The sequence below is a fragment of the Devosia sp. P1_H9 genome (assembly GCF_056405135.1).
Genome location: NZ_JBFUCQ010000002.1, coordinates 321,923 through 339,893, shown reverse-complemented (window position 1 = coordinate 339,893; position 17,971 = coordinate 321,923). Strand labels below are relative to the sequence as shown.

17 protein-coding genes are annotated in these 17,971 nt (G+C 64.6%); 9 read left to right on the top strand and 8 right to left on the bottom strand.

Features of this window, described 5'->3' with window-relative positions:
* Positions 1-116 precede the first annotated feature (116 nt).
* A complete protein-coding gene (locus AC1DYL_RS04890; protein ID WP_477172251.1) occupies positions 117-764 on the top strand; it encodes a glutathione S-transferase family protein in 648 nt (215 codons plus the stop codon).
* 95 nt (positions 765-859) lie between these two features.
* On the opposite strand, the gene AC1DYL_RS04885 is transcribed toward AC1DYL_RS04890, so the two are convergent.
* Both AC1DYL_RS04885 and AC1DYL_RS04880 read right to left on the bottom strand, forming a co-directional pair.
* Complete coding sequence (locus tag AC1DYL_RS04885) at positions 860-1,009, bottom strand: DUF1127 domain-containing protein (protein ID WP_082434573.1); 150 nt, start codon at positions 1,007-1,009, stop codon at positions 860-862.
* A gap of 208 nt (positions 1,010-1,217) precedes the next feature.
* The gene (locus AC1DYL_RS04880) at positions 1,218-1,364 is read right to left on the bottom strand and encodes a hypothetical protein (protein WP_477152019.1); all 147 of its coding nucleotides are present in this window, start codon (positions 1,362-1,364) and stop codon (positions 1,218-1,220) included.
* A 224-nt stretch (positions 1,365-1,588) separates the two neighbouring features.
* On the opposite strand from AC1DYL_RS04880, the gene AC1DYL_RS04875 reads away from it, so the two are divergent.
* Both AC1DYL_RS04875 and AC1DYL_RS04870 read left to right on the top strand, forming a co-directional pair.
* A complete protein-coding gene (locus tag AC1DYL_RS04875; protein ID WP_477172250.1) occupies positions 1,589-1,789 on the top strand; it encodes a hypothetical protein in 201 nt (66 codons plus the stop codon).
* Positions 1,790-1,855: 66 nt separating this feature from the next.
* Positions 1,856-2,821: a LuxR family transcriptional regulator gene (locus tag AC1DYL_RS04870; RefSeq protein ID WP_477172249.1), complete on the top strand. Its 966-nt coding sequence runs from the start codon at positions 1,856-1,858 to the stop codon at positions 2,819-2,821.
* Between the two features lie 23 nt (positions 2,822-2,844).
* Here AC1DYL_RS04870 and uvrA read toward each other — a convergent pair whose 3' ends face one another.
* Positions 2,845-5,733, bottom strand: coding sequence for an excinuclease ABC subunit UvrA (gene uvrA, locus AC1DYL_RS04865; RefSeq protein WP_477172248.1), 2,889 nt, complete (start codon positions 5,731-5,733; stop codon positions 2,845-2,847).
* A 399-nt stretch (positions 5,734-6,132) separates the two neighbouring features.
* Between uvrA and AC1DYL_RS04860 the strand changes: the two genes are divergently transcribed.
* Positions 6,133-6,630 (top strand): single-stranded DNA-binding protein, encoded by a 498-nt coding sequence (locus tag AC1DYL_RS04860; protein ID WP_477152017.1) that lies wholly within the window; start codon positions 6,133-6,135, stop codon positions 6,628-6,630.
* A gap of 89 nt (positions 6,631-6,719) precedes the next feature.
* On the opposite strand, the gene AC1DYL_RS04855 is transcribed toward AC1DYL_RS04860, so the two are convergent.
* The 4 genes from AC1DYL_RS04855 to AC1DYL_RS04840 all read right to left on the bottom strand — a co-directional run bounded on the left by AC1DYL_RS04855 (position 6,720) and on the right by AC1DYL_RS04840 (position 12,435).
* The gene (locus AC1DYL_RS04855) at positions 6,720-7,496 is read right to left on the bottom strand and encodes a class I SAM-dependent methyltransferase (protein WP_477172247.1); all 777 of its coding nucleotides are present in this window, start codon (positions 7,494-7,496) and stop codon (positions 6,720-6,722) included.
* 56 nt (positions 7,497-7,552) lie between these two features.
* Positions 7,553-9,442, bottom strand: a complete 1,890-nt coding sequence (locus tag AC1DYL_RS04850) for a sensor domain-containing diguanylate cyclase (RefSeq protein WP_477172246.1) — start codon at positions 9,440-9,442, stop codon at positions 7,553-7,555.
* 165 nt (positions 9,443-9,607) lie between these two features.
* Positions 9,608-10,141: a hypothetical protein gene (locus tag AC1DYL_RS04845; RefSeq protein ID WP_477158217.1), complete on the bottom strand. Its 534-nt coding sequence runs from the start codon at positions 10,139-10,141 to the stop codon at positions 9,608-9,610.
* Positions 10,138-12,435: an efflux RND transporter permease subunit gene (locus tag AC1DYL_RS04840; protein ID WP_477152013.1), complete on the bottom strand. Its 2,298-nt coding sequence runs from the start codon at positions 12,433-12,435 to the stop codon at positions 10,138-10,140. Before AC1DYL_RS04840 ends, AC1DYL_RS04845 begins: the two co-directional genes overlap by 4 nt.
* 282 nt (positions 12,436-12,717) lie before the next feature.
* On the opposite strand from AC1DYL_RS04840, the gene gyrA reads away from it, so the two are divergent.
* From gyrA to AC1DYL_RS04815, 5 genes are all read left to right on the top strand, one after another.
* Positions 12,718-15,480 carry a DNA gyrase subunit A gene (gyrA, locus tag AC1DYL_RS04835; protein WP_477158216.1) on the top strand — a complete coding sequence of 921 codons (2,763 nt, stop codon included), beginning with the start codon at positions 12,718-12,720 and terminating at the stop codon, positions 15,478-15,480.
* Positions 15,464-15,688 carry a hypothetical protein gene (locus AC1DYL_RS04830; RefSeq protein WP_477172245.1) on the top strand — a complete coding sequence of 75 codons (225 nt, stop codon included), beginning with the start codon at positions 15,464-15,466 and terminating at the stop codon, positions 15,686-15,688. Before gyrA ends, AC1DYL_RS04830 begins: the two co-directional genes overlap by 17 nt.
* 109 nt (positions 15,689-15,797) lie before the next feature.
* The gene (locus AC1DYL_RS04825; RefSeq protein WP_477172244.1) at positions 15,798-16,418 is read left to right on the top strand and encodes a LysE family translocator; all 621 of its coding nucleotides are present in this window, start codon (positions 15,798-15,800) and stop codon (positions 16,416-16,418) included.
* Positions 16,419-16,469: 51 nt separating this feature from the next.
* A complete protein-coding gene (locus AC1DYL_RS04820; RefSeq protein ID WP_477172243.1) occupies positions 16,470-17,090 on the top strand; it encodes a LysE family translocator in 621 nt (206 codons plus the stop codon).
* A 101-nt stretch (positions 17,091-17,191) separates the two neighbouring features.
* Complete coding sequence (locus tag AC1DYL_RS04815; RefSeq protein WP_477172242.1) at positions 17,192-17,503, top strand: hypothetical protein; 312 nt, start codon at positions 17,192-17,194, stop codon at positions 17,501-17,503.
* On the opposite strand, the gene AC1DYL_RS04810 is transcribed toward AC1DYL_RS04815, so the two are convergent.
* The gene (locus tag AC1DYL_RS04810; RefSeq protein ID WP_477172241.1) at positions 17,500-17,964 is read right to left on the bottom strand and encodes a GNAT family N-acetyltransferase; all 465 of its coding nucleotides are present in this window, start codon (positions 17,962-17,964) and stop codon (positions 17,500-17,502) included. The genes AC1DYL_RS04815 and AC1DYL_RS04810 overlap by 4 nt on opposite strands.
* Between the last annotated feature and the right edge of the window lie 7 nt (positions 17,965-17,971).

Here is a 17,971-nt window from a genome sequence, read left to right as displayed (position 1 = left end):
AGCTGCGAGGCGCAGGCCTGCGAATGCCCATGAGCGCCTCGGTCGCGCTGCTCTTGTTTTGTGATTGAACGCCGGATAGCTAGCGAGGCAGGACCGCGCAGCTTTCTGGAGACACCATGACCACCACGCTTTGGGGACGCCTGAGTTCGGGCAACGTGCAGAAGGTGGTGTGGGCGTTGGAGGAGCTCGAACTGCCCTACACGCATGTCCCGCTCGGGGGCAGCTTCAACGGCAACGACACGCCGGAATATCTGGCGCTGAACCCCAACGGGCTGGTGCCAACGCTGCGCGATGGCGACCTGACGATGTGGGAGAGTCACGCGATCGTCCGATACCTCGGCGCCGAGTACGGCAGTGGCCTGTTGTTCCCGATGGAGGCGCGGGATCGAGCGGTCGTCGACCAATGGACGGATTGGACGGCAACGACGTTCCAGCCGGCCTGGATCTCGCTGTTCTGGCTAAAGGTCAGGACGCCTGTGGCACAGCAGGACTCTGCGGCTATCGCCAAGGCTTTCGCGGCTTCGGTGAAGTGCTTTGGCATGCTGGAGGCGCGGCTGAGCCAGGTGCCGTATCTCGGGGGCGAGGATCTCACCTATGCCGATATCGTCGCCGGTGCGGCGATGTTCCGCTGGTCGACCATGGCGATCGAGCGGCCGTCGCTGCCGCATGTCGAAGCGTGGCACGCCCGGCTCAACGAGCGCGCGGCGTTCCACAAGGCGATCAACGTGTCATATGAGGAACTGGTGGGGCGGCTGGCGTTCTAGCGCGAACGGAGCCCCAGAAAGGCTGAACGCCCGCTTCTATCAGGAAGCGAGCGTTCTAGGATGCCGGCGTCGAACACGAACCAGAAAGCGAACCGTTAGATGGTGCGCGCATGGTCGCGGGCGATACGCTGGATGTCGGTGCGAGTGATGCCGAGATCGCTCAGCTGACGGGTGTCGAGAGCGTTGAGCTCACGGACGGTCTGCTGATAAGCGGCCCACTTCTTCAGCGTGGTGCGAATACCCATTTGGAAGTCTCCTTTCGTTTACGAGGACGTAGATAGTCCCGTTCACGGGGAACGAGCAGATGGAGATGTTCGAGTACAGCTATGCGAGCAGCGCATGGCATTAACCGCTCACGTTCATCTGCGATTCAGGTTCGCGGCCGCGCCAGGGCAAGAAAATGGCCGCCGGGCACACGGCGGCCATTCTCGAATGGTTAGCGACGAATGAGGCTCAGCGGTCGAACAGCCCGCGGGTCATCTTCTGGAAGTCGGCGCCCGAAAGCCCTAGGGCGTCACGGATCGTGGGGACATCCATCTCCCGCAGCGTCTGCTTGATGTCGACCAGCCGCTTCATGCGCCAGACGGCTCGAACAAACATGGCGTTCTCCTTTTCGGATCACCACGAAAGTAGCATGAGCCGATTTGCGCGAAGGCACATGCAGCGAGTTTTCAGTGCCGACATGCGTCACGCGCATGGCAAATTCATTCTACTGTCATGTTGCGCGACGGCTGCGTGATGCAGCCGATCCAGAGCGTCGTCCGTGCGGATGACAGCCGGCGGTGTCCGTCCGTGTCACGCTGCCTTGAGTTGAGCGCGTCAGTATGGAGGCAATCCTGGACATCTACAGTCTCTTCGCGGCAAACCTGCAAGACCGGTCTCGCAAGGAGCCGATGAGCGCCCGTGCCGAGGACCGCTACTACGCGAGCCAGTTCACCTTGCCGAAGCTGAGCCCGACGATGCTCAGGTCCGTTGCCTTGACGGTTTGCGTGATGCTGATCGCGGGTCTGGTGGCCTTCACCTGAGCGCGTGCCGTGCGACACGATACGAGTGATGATACGTTTCACTCCGACGTCGCAGGAGATTGTGTGATGGACGCTAACCAGGCCGACAAGGCGGCAGTCGTCGCTGTGATCCGTGGCGAGACCGAGGCCTGGCTGCAACGCGACTTCGAGGCGCTGGCCAGCCACTGGGTGCAATCGCCGCAGACGCGAAGAATGGAGTACTTCGCCACGCTCGGCGTCCGGGTGGACGAGGGCTGGGATGCAATTTCCGCCAGGCTCAGGAAGATCGTCGAGAGGTTCCCGGAAAAACAGCCGTTCGACGGGCGCGTGCGCTGGGAAAAGGTCAACATCGTCGTCGGCGGGGATGTGGCGTGGATGACCTTCGATCAGATTGGCAGCGACACAGGGGAGGACCGCAAACGTCAGTTGCGGATTTTGCACCGCGTCGGCGGCACGTGGAAGATCGCCTGCATGGTGATGATGGAAGGCGCTGTCGAGGAAGCAAGCTGTCCGCTCATCGAGGTCGACGGGGAGGCGCGCATCCTGTGGACGAACCGGGAGGCACAGGAGCGGCTCCGCGGTCATCCCGGTCTCGTCGCCTCCTCGGGTCGGCTCCGGGCCCGCCGGCGCGAACGTGATGCCGGTCTTCGTGAGGCGGTGCGTGTTGCGTTCACCGAGCTGCAAAGCCAAAGGCCGTTGAGCGTTGCACCAAAGCAGGCCTGGGCGGTGGCTCTCGGCGACGACGAAGCCGGAGTGCCGCAGCATTGCTGGGTTTTGCTGGAGGACGGCAAGGCGCTGGTGTCGTTCGATGACGCCGAGACCCTGGCGCGCCGCATCACGGGAGCGCAGGAGGTGTATGGTCTCTCGCCGACGCAAGTGAAGCTGGCGCGCCTGATCGTTGACGGCCACGACCTGGCGAGCGCCAGTGAACTCCTCGCCGTCAGCGTCAATACAGTGCGCACCCAACTGCAACGCATCTTCGACAAAACCGGCGTGCGCAACCAGGCTGCGCTGGTGCGTTCGCTGCTCAGCGCCGATGTGCCGGGCAAATAGCCCGGCCCGGCGCGAACAGTGCCCTATTCGGCCGCGGTGCGCTGTGGACGGCGCTCCATGACTTCCTTGAGGAAGCGGCCGGTGTGCGAGTGCTTGTTCGCGGCGATATCCTCGGGGGTGCCGACGCCGACCACCTGGCCGCCGCCGTCGCCGCCCTCGGGCCCCATGTCGATGACCCAGTCGGCGGTCTTGATGACCTCGAGATTGTGCTCGATCACCACCACGGTGTTGCCGGTGTCGACGAGCTCGTGCAGCACCTCGAGCAACTTGGCGATATCGTGGAAGTGGAGGCCGGTGGTCGGCTCGTCCAGCATGTAGAGCGTGCGCCCGGTGGCGCGTCGCGACAGTTCCTTCGAGAGCTTGACGCGCTGCGCCTCGCCGCCTGAGAGGGTCGTTGCCGGCTGGCCCACCTTGACGTAGCCCAGCCCAACGCGCTGCAGCGTCGCGAACTTCTCGCGGATCGACGGCACGGCGGCGAAGAAGTCCACCGCTTCATCGATGGTCATGTCGAGCACGTCGGCGATCGACTTGCCCTTGAACTGCACTTCGAGCGTCTCGCGGTTGTAGCGGTGGCCCTTGCAGACTTCGCAGGTGACGTAGACGTCGGGCAGGAAGTGCATCTCGATCTTGATGACGCCGTCGCCCTCGCACTTCTCGCAGCGGCCGCCCTTGACGTTGAAGGAGAACCGGCCCGGGCCATAACCGCGCGCCTTGCTCTCGGGCAGGCCGGCGAACCACTCGCGCATCGGCGTGAAGGCTCCGGTATAGGTCGCGGGATTGGAGCGCGGGGTACGGCCGATCGGCGACTGGTCGATGTCGATGACCTTGTCGAGGTGCTCGAGCCCGGTGAGATGGTTGTGCGGCGCCGGGTTGACGCGCGCCCCGTTCAGCCGGCGGGCGATGGCCTGGTACATGGTGTCGATCATCAGCGTCGACTTGCCGCCGCCGGAGACGCCGGTGATGGCGACGAAGTTGCCCAGGGGCACGTCGACCGAGACGTTCTTCAAATTGTTGCCGGTGGCGCCGTCGATGTGGAGCTTCTTGGTCTTCGATTGCTTCCGGCGCTCGACCGGCATCGGGATCATCATCGCGCCCGAGAGGTACTGCCCGGTGATGCTCTTGGGGTTGCTGATCACCTGCTGCGGCGTGCCTTCGGCGACGATGTGCCCACCATGGACGCCGGCACCGGGGCCGATATCGACCACGTAGTCGGCGGTGAGGATGGCGTCCTCGTCATGCTCGACGACGATCACCGTGTTGCCGATGTCGCGGAGCCGCTGCAGTGTCTCCAGCAGCCGGGCATTGTCGCGCTGGTGCAGCCCGATGGAAGGCTCGTCGAGGACGTAGAGCACGCCGGTGAGGCCGGACCCAATCTGGCTGGCGAGGCGGATGCGCTGGCTTTCGCCGCCCGACAGCGAGCCTGAGTTGCGGGCCAGCGTCAGGTAGTCGAGGCCGACGGCGTTGAGAAAGCCCAGGCGCTCGCGGATCTCCTTGAAGATGCGCTCGCCGATCTGGTTCTGCTGCTCGGTGAGGCGGCTCGGCAGTTCAGTGAACCACTCGGCGGCCGCCTTGATCGACTTCTCGCTGACCTGTCCGATGTGGAGGCCGTCGATCTTCACGGCCAGCGCTTCGGGCTTCATGCGGTAGCCGTTGCAGGCGAGGCAAGGCGCCTGCGACATGTAGCGCTCAATCTCCTCGCGCATGCCAGCGCTCTCGGTCTCCTTGTAGCGCCGCTCCAGGTTGCCGATCACGCCCTCGAAGGGCTTCGTGCTCTTGTAGGTGCGGAGGCCGTCGTCATAGACGAAGTTGATCGGCGTCGAGCCGGTGCCGAAGAGGATCGCGTGCTGCACTTCGAAGGGCAGCTCTTCCCACGCGGTGCCGGTCGAGGCGCCATAGTGCTTGGCCACGGCCTGCAGCGTCTGCAGGTAATAGGGCGCTGATGTCTTAGACCATGGCAGGATGGCCCCGTCGCGCAGCGAAAGGCTGACATCGGGGACGATCATGTTCGGGTCGATCTTCTGCTCGGTGCCCAGACCGTCGCAGACCGGGCAGGCGCCGAACGGATTGTTGAACGAGAACAGCCGCGGCTCGATCTCGGGAATGGTGAAGCCCGAGATCGGATCGGCGAACTTTTCCGAGAAGATCAGCCGCTTCGGGGCGCCGTTCTCGCCAAGTTCGTCGGCGAACTCGGCGAAGGCGATACCGTCGGCGAGCTTCAGGGCGGTCTCGAAGCTCTCAGCGAGGCGGGTAGCGATGTCGGGGCCGACAACGAGTCTGTCTACAACGACTTCCACGTCATGCTTGATCTTCTTGTCGAGGTTGGGCGCGTCCTCGATGTCGTGGAACTCGCCATCGATCTTCACGCGCTGAAAACCCTTGCGCATCAGATCGTTGAGCTCGCGCTTATACTCGCCCTTGCGGCCACGGGCGATCGGCGCCAGCAGGTAAAGCCGCGTTTCCGGCGGCTGCGCCATGACGATATCGACCATCTGGCTGACGGTCTGGCTCTGGATAGGGAGGCCGGTGACCGGCGAATAGGGGATGCCAACGCGCGCAAAGAGCAGGCGCAGATAGTCGTAGATCTCCGTGACAGTTCCAACGGTAGACCGTGGATTTCTGCTGGTCGTCTTCTGCTCGATCGAGATGGCTGGAGACAGGCCGTCGATCTGCTCGACGTCCGGCTTCTGCATCATTTCGAGGAACTGGCGCGCGTAGGCGGAAAGCGACTCCACGTAGCGGCGCTGGCCCTCGGCGTAGATGGTGTCGAAGGCGAGCGACGACTTACCTGAGCCCGAGAGCCCGGTCATCACGATGAGGCTATCGCGGGGCAGCCTCAAGTCGATGTTCTTGAGGTTGTGCTCCTTGGCGCCCCTGATGACGAGATCGCGGTTCGGATTAGGTCTATCGGCCATCAAAGACTTCCACTTGACGAGGGCGAGCGAACATAGTGCCGCTTTGTGCCAAATCGTGTCAGGGTTTCAAAAAAGAGGGGCTAGGCCGCACATCTGGGTATCCGGCGCCCGACTTGCAACTTAACCACGCCGCAACGGTTCCTGTCACCACGACCGTTCGACATCCCGCTCAAACGTGATGTGAACATAAGCGGAACAAAGCAGAGTCGGTCAAGACCGCTGCTGACGGAATCTGTTCGCCGCACGCTTGACAAACCGGCCGGCGGATAGAACATAAAGAGAACGGACGAAACTGTGGGCGAGCGGCGAATGTCGCGCGCGCCGTCCGGACGATAGCGGTAGGATACGCGCCGGAGTTTCTCCCGGGCGCGTATCCGGGAAAGTTGAAAGGAAAGTGCCATGGCTGGCAGCGTGAACAAGGTCATCCTCGTCGGTAACCTCGGCAACGACCCGGAAGTGCGGAACCTGCCGTCGGGCGGCAAGGTGGTGAACCTGAGCGTCGCGACCTCCGAACAGTGGCGCGACAAGAATTCCGGCGAGCGCAAGGAGCGTACCGAGTGGCACCGCGTGGTGATCTTCTCGGAAGGCCTGGTGCGGGTCGCCGAGCAGTACCTGAAGAAGGGCGCCAAGGTGTACATCGAGGGCCAGTTGCAGACCCGCAAGTGGCAGGACCAATCCGGCCAGGACAAGTACTCGACTGAAATCGTGCTGCAGGGCTTCAACTCGACCCTGACGATGCTCGACGGCCGCGGCGAAGGCGGCGGCGACAGCGCCGGCGGCTTCTCCAGCCCGCGCGAGTCCTCGTCGTTCGGTGGCCCGCCGGCCCGCCAGGAGCGCCGCCCGAGCTCGGCTCCGGCGTTTGAGTCCGGCGGCATGGACGACGACATCCCGTTCTGAGGCGGCGCCGGACTACAGGCGTAGCATCGGACGTGAGGTTGAAACGGGTCGCCCAGGCGGCCCGTTTTGTTTTGTGGGAAGTTCCGGGACTATCTCGGCACGATGCTGCCCCAGATCACCAGGGTCCTGACCGTGTAGGTCAGCTGGCCCGCTGCGGCGTAGGGAGCGAGAAGCTCAGCGAGTTCGGCGTCGAACGCCGCTGTCCGATCGCCGAGCTTCGAGTAGGCCCAGGTGTCGCGCGAGTGCTGGCACTTGATGAAATCCTCGACGCTCTGGCTGAACGGCGCGGCGAAGTGCTGCCGGCCGGCGACATCGACGTGACCGCCAAAATTGCCTGCAATCGCATCCAGCCACCGCGGTTCGAACGGCCGGCCGGTCACTTCTGGCACCCATTTGCCGAGGAAACGCTTCCATTCGGCATCCCAGGGGGGTTCGAAGGCGTCATCGCCAGAGATCGCTGCAAAGACGTGGCCACGAGCCGCGTGCAGCAGGAGCCTGGGGAACAGCCGGTCGTGATCCATCCAGTGGATGCTGGCGGCGGCAACGGTGAGGTCGAAGCGCCGGCCGTCGAGCGGCGCTTCTTCGGCGAGGCCTCGCACCCAGTGAAGGTTCGGCGCCCGGCCGCCGGGGAGGGTATGTCCGAGTGCGATCATGTGCCGCGAGGGGTCGACGGCAACCACATCGGCGAAGCACCGGGTCAGTGGGCGGGACACCTTGCCCGGACCGCAGCCGATATCCAGCATCGCGTCATGCCGAGGCGCCAGCTGGTGCAGCTTCTCGAACACCGCTTCAGGGTAGGGCGGGCGATAGGGGTAGAGGTCGACGACCTCGCATTCCTCGAATGATGCCCCAGGACGATCGTTCATCGGCTGCCTCCAACCAGTCGACAGCATAACAAGCGATGGTGCCAGATCGACGACGCTTAGCCGGCCAGCCGTGATCTCACCCGTCTCGGCGCGGCGACGCTCTGGTTGCGCCCCTGGGATTTGGCGTCATAGAGGGCGAGGTCGGCGGTACTGATCAGCCAGGAGCCGTCGTGGACCGCGTCCTCATCGCGCGGGTCGATCGTGGCGACGCCGATGCTGATGGTGGCGACGCGCCAGGGCAGGTTGCGCTCGTGCGGGATAGCCAGCGATTGCACCTGCCGGCAGAGCTCGGTGGCGATCGTGCGCGCAGCGTCGACGTCGGTGTCGGGGAGAAGAAGGGCCAGCTCCTCGCCGCCATAGCGGGCCGCCAGATCGCTGGGACGTCGGGCGGCCATGGCAACCACCGCGGCAATCGCCTTCAGGCAGGCGTCGCCCGCGAGGTGGCCGTGGTCGTCGTTGAACCGCTTGAACCGGTCGGCATCGATCATCAGCAGAGACAGCGGTGAAGCGAGGCGGCTGGCGCGGGCCACTTCACGGGTAAGCGCAGTATCGAAGGCGCGCCGGTTGGCGATGCCGGTGAGCCCGTCGCGCATGGCGAGGCTTTCGAGCTTCAGCTCGAGGCGCTTGCGTTCGCTGATATCGCGGGTGACACCGACCACCGATACGCGCTCGGAGCGTTCGGCCGCGATCCGCAACGAAGTCTCCAGCCAGATCTCGCGGCCATCCCGGTGCTGCACCCGGAAGGCCACCGTCTCCTGTTCGGAGAGCCCTTTGCGCAACCGCTCGGCAGCGGCCTCCACCGCGGGCCGGTCGAGAGGGTTCACCACCTCGAAGGCGTTCTTGCCCAGCATCTCCGCCGGCCGGTAGCCGGTCAGCCGCTCGAGGGCAGGGGAGATGTAGGTGCGCGTGCCATCGCTGTCGAAGCGCTCCACCAGGTCGCTGGCGCTTTCGGCGAGCAGGCGGAATTCCGCTTCCTTCTGCTCCAACACGGTCTCGCTGCTCTGCCGGCGGCGGATCTGGTCAGTGAGGCGGAGGCCTAGCAACGCGGCGGCGAGCACCATACCGAGGGTGATGGCGCTGCGCTGCAGGGCGCCGGTCCACCAGCCGGCCAGAGCTTCGGCGTGCGAAACCGCGACCACCGCGACCACCGGATAGCGCGAGCCGCGATCGTAGCCGCCGATCCGGCGGTGGCCGTCGATGGCGGAGTCGTAGTGATAGGCGCCGGAGGCATTGGCGGGTCGGCGTGCATCGAACAGGTCGCCTTCGCCGAGGTCCGCGCCGATCAGTTCGGGGCGGTAGGGCTTGCGGCTGAGCAGCAGGCCGTCATTGTCATAGAGGCTGATGGTGCCCATGGCGCCGACATCGATGCCGTCATAGACGTCCGCGAAATAGCGGGAATCGATGGCGGCGACGACCACGCCGCCAAAGCTGCCATCCGGTTTGTCGAAGCGACGACTGACGGTGGTGATCAGCGCGTTGTCGCCAGTGTGGATCGGCGCGCCGAAGGACGGCGCGTCGCTCGGCGAGTTCATGTGGTCGCGGAAATAGCTGTAGGTGCTCTGGTTATCGCCCGGCGGCATGTTGGCCGAGGTGGTGACGATCCAGTTGCCGTCGGCGTCGTAGACATAGATGCCGTGCAGCCGCTGCGCGCTCTCCATGGTGCGCAGCATGAAGGCCTCGGTCTCCTTCACCCCCTCGGGGTCGGTGCCGGCGGTCTCGATCTCGAAGGTCACCAGGGACACCGCCTGGTCGGCGATCTCGTAGGTGTCCTCGGCATGCTGGCGCATCGAGCGGGCGAGATTGCGCGTCTCGAGCTCGGCCTTCTGCAGCGCTGCATTATAGGCCACCCACTCGCGCCAGCCCTCGAGCGCGACGATCGCCGCGCAAATGGCGAGCACGTAGAGCGCCGCGCGCAGAGTCAGCGATTTCGGGGCCGGACGGACCATGAGGCGAGGCTTCCGGAACGGATTCTGTCCCGGACTGTGTCGCATGCTCTCGTTAACATCGGCAGAAGCGGGAACTTAGCATCGTCCCTCATCCGTTCACCAAAACGCAAACGGACGGCCAATGGCCGTCCGTCAAAACGCGTAGCAATTGGGCCCTGGCGAGGCCTACTTGGTGAACGGCACCGAGGCTTTCAGCATATCGCCGGTGGCATTGAACACCACCTGGAACTCGACCAGGATGCTCTTGCCGCTGCCCTTCAGCGCGATCGCCGCGGTGACGGTGAGGTCGTTGCCTTCCTCGTCCTTGTTCCGCTCCTTGAGGTTGAAGAGGACGCCATCGCCCTGCTTCTTGCCGACCGCGAGGCCGGAGAAGGTGACGTTGGAGGTCATCGCGGCCTCATAGCGGCGGGCCTGGTCGTTGAAGGCCAGCGTGCCGTTGACCGACAGCGCGGTTCCAGCCAGCGAGCAGCGGCCCGAGTAGTTCACCTTGTCGGAATTGCCCTCGCTGAGCGACAGGCGGCAGACCACCGACTCGCTCTCGGCGCCGATCAGGGTGCCGCGACCCTTCCAGCTGCCGACAAAGGACTTCAGCAGCGACACGTCGGCCGGCGCGGCCAGAGCCGGCGCCACAGCCATCGGGGTTGCGACCAGCAGACCGGCGAGCGCGATGATTCGCAGCAGGGGTCCGAACAACTTCATTTCCTAACGCCTCCAAGCGGATGAAAGAATCGCCCCCCGGCGACCAGCAGTGCAGGCAGGATGAACACATCTCCAATGACTGCAAAGCCGAGAGTTATCACAAAAAGAGTACCGAACAATGCGACCTGCGGCAGTTCGGAGAACATGACGATTGCCGTACCGGAGCAGAGGATCAGTGTAGCGGCGATGATGGCGCCACCAATACGCTCCATCGTGTGATGGATGGCATCCATGTGCGAGCGGCCTTCTTCTCGTCGCGCATGCAAATAGTGCGAGAGGAAATGCGTGGTGTCGTCGACCGCGATACCGAAGGCGATGGTGAGCGACAGCACGGTGGTGAGCTGCAGGCCGGCGCCCGACCACCAGAGGTAGGCCTCGGTGCCCAGAATCGGGAACAGGTTGGGGATGGCGGTCGCCACCGCCACGCGGAGCGAACGGAAGGCCCAGCCGATCAGGAACAGGTTGACGATCACCGAGATGGTGAGGTCGAGCTGCAGGCCACGCACGATGTTGTCGGTGGCGTAAGTGGTCATCACCCGGAAGCCGCCGACTTCGGCCCCCTCGATGCCCGCCGCCTTGACGTCGGCCTGGATGCCCTCCTTGAGCTTCACCAGCTCTTCGGAGTCGATGATCGTCGGCATGAAGCCGGTGACCAGCGCGTGCATCCCGTCGTCACTGACGAACCGACGCTTCAGGTCGCCCACGGCGTTGAAGATCTGCTCGCGGGTGAAGCCGGAGTCGGCATAGTGCGTGAACGCCGCGGCCGAGATCACCTTGTTCGCGCCCAGGTGCTTTTCGACGATGTCGTGGACGAGCTTGATGGTCTTGAAGTCTTCGTCGCCGACGTCCGAGACGCCTTCCTTGAGCGGCACGCTGACATAGAGCGGCGCCACGCCGCCGACGCCCTGGTCGATCTGCTCGGCGGCGGTCAGCGCCGTAGAGCCCTTGGCCATGAAGTCTTCGAACGAGAAGTGCGGCTGGATCAGGAAGTAGGGGATCAGCAGCAGGCCGGTTCCGACGATGGCGAGCGCCGCGATCGGGCGGCCGAACTTGGTGGCGAGGAACCAGGCCAGCGGGATCGGCGCGGTGATGGCGAAGCTCGGCTTCGGTGCCTTGAACTTCAGCCGGATGGCAAGCTTCAGGAGCAGCGGCAGGAAGGTCATCAGGCAGATGAAGTTGGTCAGCGAAGCGATCGTGCCGGCCAGCGAGAACTCCTGGATGCCCTGGCCCGCGGTCAGCGACAGCGAGGCGAACGACACGAGAGTCGTCAGCATGGTGAGCGCGCTGGCCGGGCCCACGACGCGCACCGTTTCGTCGACGGCCTTGTAGGGATCCATGCCTTCTCGCCAATAGGCGAGCCAGTTGAAGATGAAGAATAAGCTCTCCGCGAAGGCGATCACCAATACGATGGTCGTGACGATGATGGTGAGGAAGGAGAACGAGCCGAACAGGAAGATGATGATGCCCATCACCCACATGATGGCGATGAACGGCGTGGCAGCGACCAGCACGGCGCCCCAGAACGAGCGCAGCGCGATCAGCGCGATCAGCGAGCCCAGCGCGAAGCCGTAGACGGTGAACTTGATCTGGTCACCGACCGCGGCGCTCAGCATTTCCGAGGTCCAGATCGGCGGGCCGGTCAACTCGACCTGCACGTCGGTGCTCTCGTAGTCCTTCACCACGTCGCGAAGGCTCGCGATCATGTCCTTGGTGCCGCCACCCTTGGTCATCTCGGGGTTCGGGAACACGATGATCACCACCCCGGACAGGTCCGGGTTGATGAGGTTGCGCATCATCGGGTCGGTTTCGTAGAGCTCGGTGAGAGCTGCCTTGACCTGCGCGGGGTCCGTCATCCCTTCCGGCACAGCCGGCAGCGTCGTGCCGTCCGCGGCGGGCTTGCGCAGGGTGAACGCCGACATGGTGCCGGTGACGTATTCGCTGGTGGAGATGTCGAGCGCCAGCGCACGGATGTTCTCGAGGGTCTCAGGATTGGTGAGATTGGGCGAACTGACGAGCAGGTAGATATCGTTCTCGAACGTGCCGAAAGTCGTCGCAAGATGCTCGTAGTTGTCGTACTCGACGCCCGAATGAGCGAACACGCGGAGCATGTCGCCATCGACGCTGGCGCGCGGCACATTCACCGCACAGAAGATGGTCACCAGCAGCACGAAGACGGCGACGATCCGGGGCTGCTTGAGCGTAAGATGGCCAAGCGCTTCGAGTCCGAAGCCGATGGAACGGTCATGCCCGAAGGCCCAGTTCCAGAGCCGGCCCAGCAGAGTATTCTTCGACAATAGAATCTTCCCTTAGACGGTGCGCCCCGCGTCAGGCGCGGATTACTAAGGGCTTGGTGGCGGCGCGTCCAGCCGTTTGAGCCGCGCGTGCAAGCCCGATTGCGGCGTGATCCGGCGATTTCGGCCCAAAGTTGCCGCAAACCCACGTCATTGTGATTTCTTCGAAGCGTCGGCTCTTTTCCAATATCGTGGACATCCAGGCCGGCCGGCCAGCGCCGGTTGGTCTTCGTCACGGGAATCGCCTACAGCTTCGCCCAGGTTTCATAGTTCGAAAACGGCCCCGTGGCAGACAAGACCGACGACCAGAACGGCGCACCGCCGCCGCCCTCCGACATCGCTCCGATTTCGATCAGCGACGAGATGCGGGAGTCCTACCTCAGTTACGCGATGAGCGTGATCGTGAGCCGGGCGCTTCCCGACGTGCGCGACGGCTTGAAGCCCGTGCACCGGCGCATCCTGCATTCGATGAACGAGCAGGGCTATGACTGGAACAGGCCCTATCGCAAATCGGCCCGCGTGGTCGGCGACGTGATCGGTAAGTACCACCCACACTCCAACGACGCGGTGTACTTCTCGTTGGTGCGCATGGCGCAGGAGTTCTCGCTCCGGGTCACGCTGATCGACGGCCAGGGCAATTTCGGCTCAGTCGACGGCGATATGCCGGCCGCCATGCGCTACACCGAAGTGCGCATGGAGAAGGTGACCAACTCCCTGCTCGAGGACATCGACAAGGACACGGTTGACTTCAAGGACAACTACGACAGCTCCGAGCGCGAGCCGACGGTGTTGCCGGCGCGCTTCCCGAACCTTCTCGTCAACGGCGGCAGCGGCATCGCGGTCGGCATGGCGACCAACATCCCGACCCACAACCTGGGTGAGGTGATCGACGCTGTCCTGATGCTTATGGACAACCCCGGTGCGATCACCGAGGAGCTGATGACGGTGCTGCCGGGCCCGGATTTCCCGACCGGCGCCATCATTCTCGGCCGTTCCGGCATCCGCCAGGCCTATGAGACGGGCAGGGGCTCGATCCTCATCCGCGGCAAGGTCCACACCGAGGAAATGCGCAAGGAGCGCGAGGCGCTCATCATCACCGAGATCCCGTATCAGGTGAACAAGGCGACGATGATCGAGAAGATGGCCGAACTGGTGCGCGACAAGCGCATCGAGGGCATCTCCGACATCCGCGACGAATCCGACCGCAATGGCATGCGCGTGGTCATCGAGCTGAAGCGCGATGCCGTGCCCGACGTGGTGCTGAACCAGCTCTATCGGTTCACCCCGCTACAGGGCTCGTTCGGCTGCAACTTCGTGGCGCTGAACGGCGGCAAGCCGGAACTGATGAACCTCAAGCAGATGCTGCAGGCGTTCATCGAATTCCGCGAAGTGGTGGTCACCCGCCGCACCCGGTTCCTGCTGAACAAGGCGCGCGACCGCGCCCACATCCTTGTCGGCCTTGCCGTGGCGGTCGCCAATATCGACGAAGTCATCGCCCTGATCCGCACCTCGCCCGATGCCACTGTCGCGCGTGAGCGGCTGATGGAGCGTGACTGGCCGGCGATGGACGTCGCCCCGCTGATCGCGCTGATCGACGACCCGCGCCACAAGATCAGCGATGACGGCACCTTCCGGCTCTCGGACGAGCAGGCCCGCGCCATCCTGGCGCTGACCCTCTCCCGCCTCACCGCGCTCGGCCGCGACGAGATCGGCGAGGAACTCAACGGGCACGGCAAGGACATCGCCGAGTACCTGAGCATCCTGCGTTCGCGCGAGCGGGTGATGGAAATTGTCCGCACCGAGCTGACCGAGATCAAGGAGCAGTTCAATACCCCGCGCATCACCGTCATCGACGACGCCGCCGGCGACTTCGAGGACGAGGACCTGATCGCCCGCGAGGACATGGTGGTCACCGTCACGCACGGCGGCTACATCAAGCGCGTGCCGCTGACGGCCTACCGGGCGCAGCGTCGCGGCGGCAAGGGCCGCTCCGGCATGGCGACGCGCGACGAGGATTTCGTCTCGCGGCTGTTCATCGCCAATACGCATACGCCGGTGCTGTTCTTCTCGTCGGCCGGCCAGGTCTACAAGATGAAGGTGTGGCGCCTGCCGATCGGCGAGCCGCAGGCGCGCGGCCGAGCCCTGATCAACATGCTGCCGCTCGACGAGAACGAGCGCATCACTTCGATCATGCCGTTGCCCGAGGACGAGAGCAGCTGGCAGCAGCTCGATGTGATGTTCTCGACGATCCGCGGCACGGTGCGGCGCAACTCGCTGGCCGACTTCGTTGAGATCAACAAGAACGGCAAGATCGCCATGAAGCTCGATGAAGGGGACGGCATCGTCGATGTCGCCACCTGCACGGCCAATGACGACGTGCTGCTGACCACCGCGCTGGGGCAGGCGATCCGCTTCCAGGTCGACGAGGTCCGCGTGTTCAAGGGCCGCGATTCGACCGGCGTGCGCGGCATCAGCCTGGCAGAGGGCGACCGCATCATCTCGATGGCGATCGTCCACCACTTCGACGCGGAGTCGGCGGAGCGGGCTGCCTACCTGAAGATGAGCCGAGCCGTTCGCGGCGAAAGCGAAGCCGAAGAGACGTCAGACGACGCCGAGGATGCGGTGCCGGCGGGCGAACTGAGCCAGGAGCGCTATGCGGCGATGTCTGCCGCCGAGCAGTTCATCCTGACGATCTCGGAAAACGGCTACGGCAAGCGCACCTCGAGCCACGAGTACCGGATCACCGGACGCGGCGGCAAAGGCATCGTCGCCATGGCGGTGAACAAGCGCAACGGCCCGCTGGTCGGCTCCTTCCCGGTGGAAGACGGCGACCAGATCATGCTGGTGACCAATGGCGGCCAGGTGATCCGCGTGCCGGTCGATGCGGGCCCGGACAACCGCATCCGCATCGTAGGCCGCTCCTCGCAGGGCGTCACGGTGTTCAACACCGCTGACGGCGAGAAGGTGGTGTCGGTCGAACGCATCAGCGAGCCCGAAAGCGAGGACGACACCGAGGGCGGCGAGCCCGGCGATGACGCCGCCGCCTGACGGCGCGGTTCCCACTGTCAAGCAACGGGCGGCCTTGGCCGCCCGTTTGCGTTCCGCCATCGAGGGAAGCTCCGCGCATTGGAAGGCGGTGCCGGACCTCGATTTCGATGCGGCCTTCGAAACCTATCTCGACAAGGCGCTGGCGGCCGAGCTCATCGACGTCATACGCCGTCAAAACAACGGATATTGCTTGATATCTCCGCATTAATGACGGACGATGTAAGTCGCATCGCCGGAGCGGCCGATCCGACTTGCGGCGCGACAAATGTTGTGGCTGGCTCGCTGCAGGCAGCCTGTCTCGTGATCCGGAGTTTCAGATGATCGATCCCGCCATCCTTCTTCCCTATGTCGCCGCTTGCCTGCTGTTCGCGATCGTGCCCGGCCCGTCGGTGACGGTCGTGGTGGCCAATTCGCTGGCGAGGGGGACCAAGGCGGGGCTCCTCACTATCCTGGGCACCGAGATCGCCATGCTGACTATGGTTTTCATCGTGGCGGTCGGGCTGGACGCCGTGATGACGCTGGTGTCGGAGGCGTTCACCATCATCAAGTTGGCCGGCGCAGCCTACCTCGTCTGGATCGGGTTCAGGATGTTCACTTCGTCGGGCAAGCTCGAGATGGGCACGCCCGGGGAGAAGCTGCCGCTTGGCCGCTACGTCTGGCAGGGTGCGCTGATCAACTGGTCGAACCCCAAGACGCTGCTGTTCCTCGGGGCGTTCCTGCCGCAGTTCATCGACATGAGCCGCCCGGCCTTCGAGCAGATCATGGTGCTGGGGCTGATCGTGATGGTGGTCGCCACTGCCTCGGACTGCGTCTACGCGGTGATTGCCGGTAGCGCCCGGCAGCTACTGACCACAGCGCGCGTGCGAATGATGAACCGCGTCTCCGGCGTGATCCTGATGCTCGGCGGCGTGTGGCTGGCGTTCCAGAAGCGCAGCTGATCCCGGCCGGGGCTGTCTGAATCGGCGCGGCGGTGCTAGGGCACCGCCGTCATGCCAGATCTACCGATCCTCCTTTCCTTCATCGTCGCGGCGTTCGTCGTCGTCATTGTCCCCGGCGTCACGGTTTCGGCGCTGGTGAGCACCTCACTGGCCCGTGGCATGGCGGCGGGGCTGTGGATGGAAGCGGGGGTGCAGGTCGGGCGCTTCACCATGGTGCTGGTGGTGGCGCTGGCGCTGCAGGCAGTCACCGGCTTCGTCGGGGCGGCATTCGACATCATCAAGTATGCGGGCGCGGCGTACCTGATCTGGATCGGCTGGGGCTACATCACCAGCCGGCATGGCATCGCCACCGACACGCCGATCGCGGCGCGCTCGCCGTTGCAGCAGGCGGCGTCCGGCTTCTTCGTGTTGTGGAGCAATCCCAAGGCGCTGATCTTCTTCGGGGCGTTCCTGCCGCAGTTCGTCAACCCGGCGCACCCGGCCTGGCCGCAGGTGATTGTGCTCGGGCTGATCGAGATGGGCGCGGGTCTGGTCACCGACTGTGCCTACATCTACCTCGCCGCCAGGGCACGCGGCGCGCTTGGCGATGACCGCATGCTGCTGGTCAACCGCATCGCCGGCATCGTGTTGATCGGCGCCGCCATCTGGCTGGTGCTGCAGCACCAGGCGTAGACCCGGTGAATCTTGGAAAATGTGAACGAACAACCTCCGTTTGGTAGTGCACGACGGCACAGCTTCTGGATACTGACGCGACAGATCGGAGGGCGAGCGGAATGATCGTCGCTGAATCGTGCGTGCTGCTGGCTACCGAGACGGCCTACGCGAGAGCCATGGAGGCGCTGGCGGCCGATCTGGCGATCTACTTCGCGGCCGGCGTGCATCAGCCGCTCGACAACGCACGGCAAGCCATCGTCCGGATGCTCGAGCGGACCATGGAACTGCCGCTTGCCACTTACCTAGAAGGCCTCGCCCTCAACGCGTCGGAGGCCGACGAGGCGATGTCGCGGGCGCTCACCCGCATCGGCCAGTCGCTGGAGTTGATTCGTGCCGCAGCGCTGCCGCCTGAGAGGGCGCAGGCCGACTAGCCGGCCAGGCGGAACTTCAGGAAACGCTGCCCCGCATACTCGATTTCGCCGGCTGGCTGGAAACCCAGCCGCGCTAGCCCCTTCGTGCGCGCCCGGCTCGGCGGCAGGAGGATGGTGACGGCGCCCAGTGGCATCTCGGCGCCGCGCCGGAGCATTTCGCGGAAGATCGTCGCTCCGTGGCCCCAGTGGCCAGGTAGCAGTACCAGCCCGAGGTCGGCCTCGTCGCCTTCCCGCTGGAAGCCGCCCCAGCCGGCGAAGGCCCCGTCGATGCGGATGGCCCACGGCCCGTAGCCGTTCTCCTGCCACTGCGCATCCTTGCCTTTCGCCCAGTCGATGGCGCGGGGCTCGTCCCAGTGGTCACCGGCGAGCGGCATGTGCCGTCGCACATCAGGATCGTTGAGCAGTCCGACGAGCTCGGCGGCGGGGATGCCGGACAGCGGATGGAAGGTGATTTCGGTCATCGCCGGT

What these genes read in the sequence shown, in the direction of transcription:
- AC1DYL_RS04890 (WP_477172251.1), top strand. Translation starts at nt 117, where the DNA reads ATGACCACCACGCTTTGGGGACGCCTGAGTTCGGGCAACGTGCAGAAG.
- AC1DYL_RS04885 (WP_082434573.1), bottom strand. Translation starts at nt 1,009, where the DNA reads ATGGGTATTCGCACCACGCTGAAGAAGTGGGCCGCTTATCAGCAGACC.
- AC1DYL_RS04880 (WP_477152019.1), bottom strand. Translation starts at nt 1,364, where the DNA reads ATGTTTGTTCGAGCCGTCTGGCGCATGAAGCGGCTGGTCGACATCAAG.
- AC1DYL_RS04875 (WP_477172250.1), top strand. Translation starts at nt 1,589, where the DNA reads ATGGAGGCAATCCTGGACATCTACAGTCTCTTCGCGGCAAACCTGCAA.
- AC1DYL_RS04870 (WP_477172249.1), top strand. Translation starts at nt 1,856, where the DNA reads ATGGACGCTAACCAGGCCGACAAGGCGGCAGTCGTCGCTGTGATCCGT.
- uvrA (WP_477172248.1), bottom strand. Translation starts at nt 5,733, where the DNA reads ATGGCCGATAGACCTAATCCGAACCGCGATCTCGTCATCAGGGGCGCC.
- AC1DYL_RS04860 (WP_477152017.1), top strand. Translation starts at nt 6,133, where the DNA reads ATGGCTGGCAGCGTGAACAAGGTCATCCTCGTCGGTAACCTCGGCAAC.
- AC1DYL_RS04855 (WP_477172247.1), bottom strand. Translation starts at nt 7,496, where the DNA reads ATGAACGATCGTCCTGGGGCATCATTCGAGGAATGCGAGGTCGTCGAC.
- AC1DYL_RS04850 (WP_477172246.1), bottom strand. Translation starts at nt 9,442, where the DNA reads ATGGTCCGTCCGGCCCCGAAATCGCTGACTCTGCGCGCGGCGCTCTAC.
- AC1DYL_RS04845 (WP_477158217.1), bottom strand. Translation starts at nt 10,141, where the DNA reads ATGAAGTTGTTCGGACCCCTGCTGCGAATCATCGCGCTCGCCGGTCTG.
- AC1DYL_RS04830 (WP_477172245.1), top strand. Translation starts at nt 15,464, where the DNA reads ATGACGCCGCCGCCTGACGGCGCGGTTCCCACTGTCAAGCAACGGGCG.
- AC1DYL_RS04825 (WP_477172244.1), top strand. Translation starts at nt 15,798, where the DNA reads ATGATCGATCCCGCCATCCTTCTTCCCTATGTCGCCGCTTGCCTGCTG.
- AC1DYL_RS04820 (WP_477172243.1), top strand. Translation starts at nt 16,470, where the DNA reads ATGCCAGATCTACCGATCCTCCTTTCCTTCATCGTCGCGGCGTTCGTC.
- AC1DYL_RS04815 (WP_477172242.1), top strand. Translation starts at nt 17,192, where the DNA reads ATGATCGTCGCTGAATCGTGCGTGCTGCTGGCTACCGAGACGGCCTAC.
- AC1DYL_RS04810 (WP_477172241.1), bottom strand. Translation starts at nt 17,964, where the DNA reads ATGACCGAAATCACCTTCCATCCGCTGTCCGGCATCCCCGCCGCCGAG.